General features: G+C 33.9%; 2 protein-coding genes. Both read right to left on the bottom strand.

The window, feature by feature from the left end; translation table 11 throughout:
- Nucleotides 1–241: 241 nt before the first annotated feature.
- Entirely contained in the window at nucleotides 242–1,729 is a 1,488-nt protein-coding gene (locus CVS93_RS09710; RefSeq protein WP_054196953.1) for an anaerobic C4-dicarboxylate transporter, read from the bottom strand.
- 91 nt (nucleotides 1,730–1,820) lie between these two features.
- Nucleotides 1,821–3,221: an aspartate ammonia-lyase gene (locus tag CVS93_RS09715; RefSeq protein WP_072595163.1), complete on the bottom strand. Its 1,401-nt coding sequence runs from the start codon at nucleotides 3,219–3,221 to the stop codon at nucleotides 1,821–1,823.
- Nucleotides 3,222–3,627: the final 406 nt, after the last annotated feature.

A 3,627-nucleotide genomic window follows, 5' to 3' on the forward strand; every position in this document is an offset into this window, starting at 1 on the left:
AAATAAAATTAAAATTTACTTAATATTTATATTTAGATTTATAGTTTTAGAAAATGGGTGTTCTAATATCAAAATGAGTAAAATTCTAAAAAAGATAAATTTAATTAATATAATTTTTAACGCAATCTTATAAAAAATTTGAATATAAAATTTTGATTAAGGATTTTAAATAGAAATTAAAAATTTTAAAGGGATTTAAAAAAGCCGAGAGAGATCTCGGCTTAAGTTTGATTTAAAATACTTATAAAAGTATCGGAGCTATCAAAAATCCAAGTGCGACAGAAAAAGCAATAGCTAAAACACCTGGAATAAAAAATGAGTGGTTGAATATATATTTACCTATCCTAGTTGTTCCAGTATCATCCATTTGAACGGCTCCAAGAAGTGTCGGATATGTTGGCAACACAAATAATGCTGAAACTGCAGCAAATGATGCAACTAAAATATATGCGTCACCGTTATTTGCAGCAGTTAAGCCAAGTGCAGCTATGACCGTAGGAATAAGCGCCTTTGCGGTAGCGGCTTGAGAGTAAAGAAGCATACTAGCAAAAAATAGCGCAACAGCAAGCATAAACGGATAGTCTTTAACAAAATCGCCGGCAAAATTTTTGATCGCATCGGTGTGATTTACCACGAAAGTATCTCCAAGCCACGCTACACCTAGTACGCAGACGCACGCGGTCATACCGCTTTTAAATGTAGCTGTATTGAATAGCTTATCGACTTTAACGCCACAAGTTAGTGTGATTAAAGTAGCGATAACTAGCATAAAGCTCATAATAGCGTTATCTCTAGTTAATACCAACACCTTTGTAGGTTTATCTGGATCTTCTACATATTTTACATTAGTAGTTGAGTCAGTTTTGACTTTTATATCTTTTGCAACTAGTTCATTAAATTTATCTGGGCTTTTGGTCTCATAAATCTTTTCATAGCCTGTTACATAGCTTGGTTTTATCCAGCCTACGTTTTTACTAATAGCAGTAGCATATAAAACGACAGAGATAACGCCAACTAGGAATATTAAAACAGATAGTTTAGCTCCTTTTGGAAGCTCTTTTTTCTCTTCGATTTTAACATCTTTGATTAACCCTTCTTTAAGTCTTCTTTGATACTCTTTATCGCTACTTAGATCAAGATTATAAAATATATTTATAACAAGAGCCGTTAGCATACAACCAATAAAAGTTGTAGGTATCCAGATAGCTAATAGTAATGGATAACTAATGCCAAGTCCGCCCAAAGCATGCTCACCAGCCATAAATACAACCGCTGCTGAAACTGGGCTTGCTGTAATAGCTATCTGACTAGCAACAACAGCTATACTAAGAGGCGCGCTAGGTTTAATATTTTGTGTCTTTGCAACTTCGGTAATAACTGGAATCATAGAAAATGCTGTGTGTCCAGTACCGGCAAATACAGTTAGTAAATAAGTGACAACTGGGGCTAAGAAATTTATGTATTTTGGATGTTTTCTTAGTATCCCTTCGGCTATTTGCACCAAATAATCAAGGCCACCAGCTACTTGCATCGCTGTAATAGCAGCTATAACGGACATAATGATTAAAATAACATCCCAAGGTATACTACCTGCTTTTAATCCAAGTCCTAAAGTTAAAACTACGACGCCGATGCCACCAGCATAACCAATAGCCATACCGCCTAGTCTAACACCCAAGAATATCGCACCAAAAAGCACGATCAACTGTAATATCAATGAAATATCCATTGAAAACTCCTCTATTAAATTTTATAACTAAAATTTTTACTTAAGCGTGTCGGAATTTTGACACGCTTTTAATAATACTTTGCTTAAATTTCTACCTAACCATGCTTGGATTTAGCATATTTTTTGGCTCTAAAATTTTGTCGATCTCTTCTTTGCTTAGATAGCCTCTCTCTAGGCAGATATCACCAACTGCTTTACCAGTTTGCAAAGCCTCTTTAGCGATACTTGCAGATTTTTCATAACCTATATATGGGTTAAATGCTGTCACGATACCAACTGAGCCTAGAACTGATTTTAAGCAAGCTTCAGGATTTGCTGTTAGTTTTCTTACAGCTTTTTCAGCTAGTGTTTTCATCGCGTTTTCAAGGATAAATATAGAGTTAAATAGCGCATAAGCGATGCCTGGCTCAAATGCATTTAGCTCAAATTCACCTCTTTCTGAGCAAAGCATGATAGTTACGTCGTTACCGATTACTTCATAGCACGCTTCGCCTACAACCTCAGCGATAACTGGGTTTACTTTGCCTGGCATGATTGAGCTGCCTGGTTGCATTTGTGGTAAATTTATCTCGCCAAGGCCGCATCTTGGACCTGAGTTCATCAAACGAAGGTCATTTGCGATTTTTGAAAGTCTAACAGCTGCAGTTTTTAACGCACCACTTACGTGAACGAAATCTGCAGTGTCTTGAGTAGCTGCGATGAAATCATCAGCTTTTTTGAAATCAACACCAGTGATATCTTTTAACTTTTTAACAACTACATTTTTATAATCAGGGTGGCAGTTAATACCTGTACCAATCGCAGTTGCACCCATATTTAGATATGTCATTGACTCGCGTGCAGCTGTGATCTTTTCGATATCGCTTTTAATGTAGCTTGCAAATGCATTAAATGTATTTCCAAGTGTTGTAGGAACTGCGTCCTCAAGCTCAGTTCTACCCATTTTAATGATATCTTTAAAATCTTTTGCTTTTTTGTCAAGTTCGTCTTTTAGTAGATTCATTGCAGCAAGCAAATCAGTAAGTTTTGCGTAAGTTGCTACTTTTATTGAGCTTGGGTAAGTGTCGTTTGTGCTTTGTCCAAGGTTTGTATGATCGTTTGGATGGATGTATTGATACTCACCTTTTTTATGACCCATGCTCTCAAGCGCGATGTTTGTAATAACCTCATTTGCATTCATGTTTGTACTAGTTCCAGCACCACCTTGAACCATATCAACCACAAATTGATCTAAAAACTCACCTGCTATTACTCTATCAGCGGCCTTTGCTAGAGTATCAGCGATCTTAGGGTCTAAAACGCCAACCTCTTTATTTGCAAGTGCAGCTGCTTTTTTAATTTGTGCAAATGCTTTTACAAAATATGGATACTCTTTTAAAGTTCTACCGCTCATGTGAAAATTTTCGGTAGCTCTAAATGTTTGGATACCATAATAAAAATCGTCAGAGATTTCCAACTCACCTATAAAATCGTGTTCTTTTCTGGTTGCCATAACCATTCTCCTTATAAAAAATGTATTAATGAAATTATATAGATATTTAGTATTTTAAATATTAATTACTACTTATTTTTTTTAAGCTTTTACTTTTAGTCTAGACAGAACGACCTTTGGAAAAAAATTTATAGTATCTTTTAAACTATATTTAATAATATAGATTAGATATATTATTATTTAAATAATAATATCACTTTTTTAATATATAAAAAGCTCATAATTAGCTCAAATTTATTTAAATTTTTAAGCTTAAAGGGTATTTATATAGAAAAATAATATAAAATAAATATTAAATCACACTTTTTATATCCACAAATATAAGAAATAAAGTTAAATGTTATTTCTAATATTACTTTAGAAAGTAGTCACTGAGTAAATATAACCATATTGCAAAGTAAATTAA

The sequence above is a fragment of the Campylobacter concisus genome (assembly GCF_003048535.1).
Classification (GTDB): domain Bacteria; phylum Campylobacterota; class Campylobacteria; order Campylobacterales; family Campylobacteraceae; genus Campylobacter_A; species Campylobacter_A concisus_S.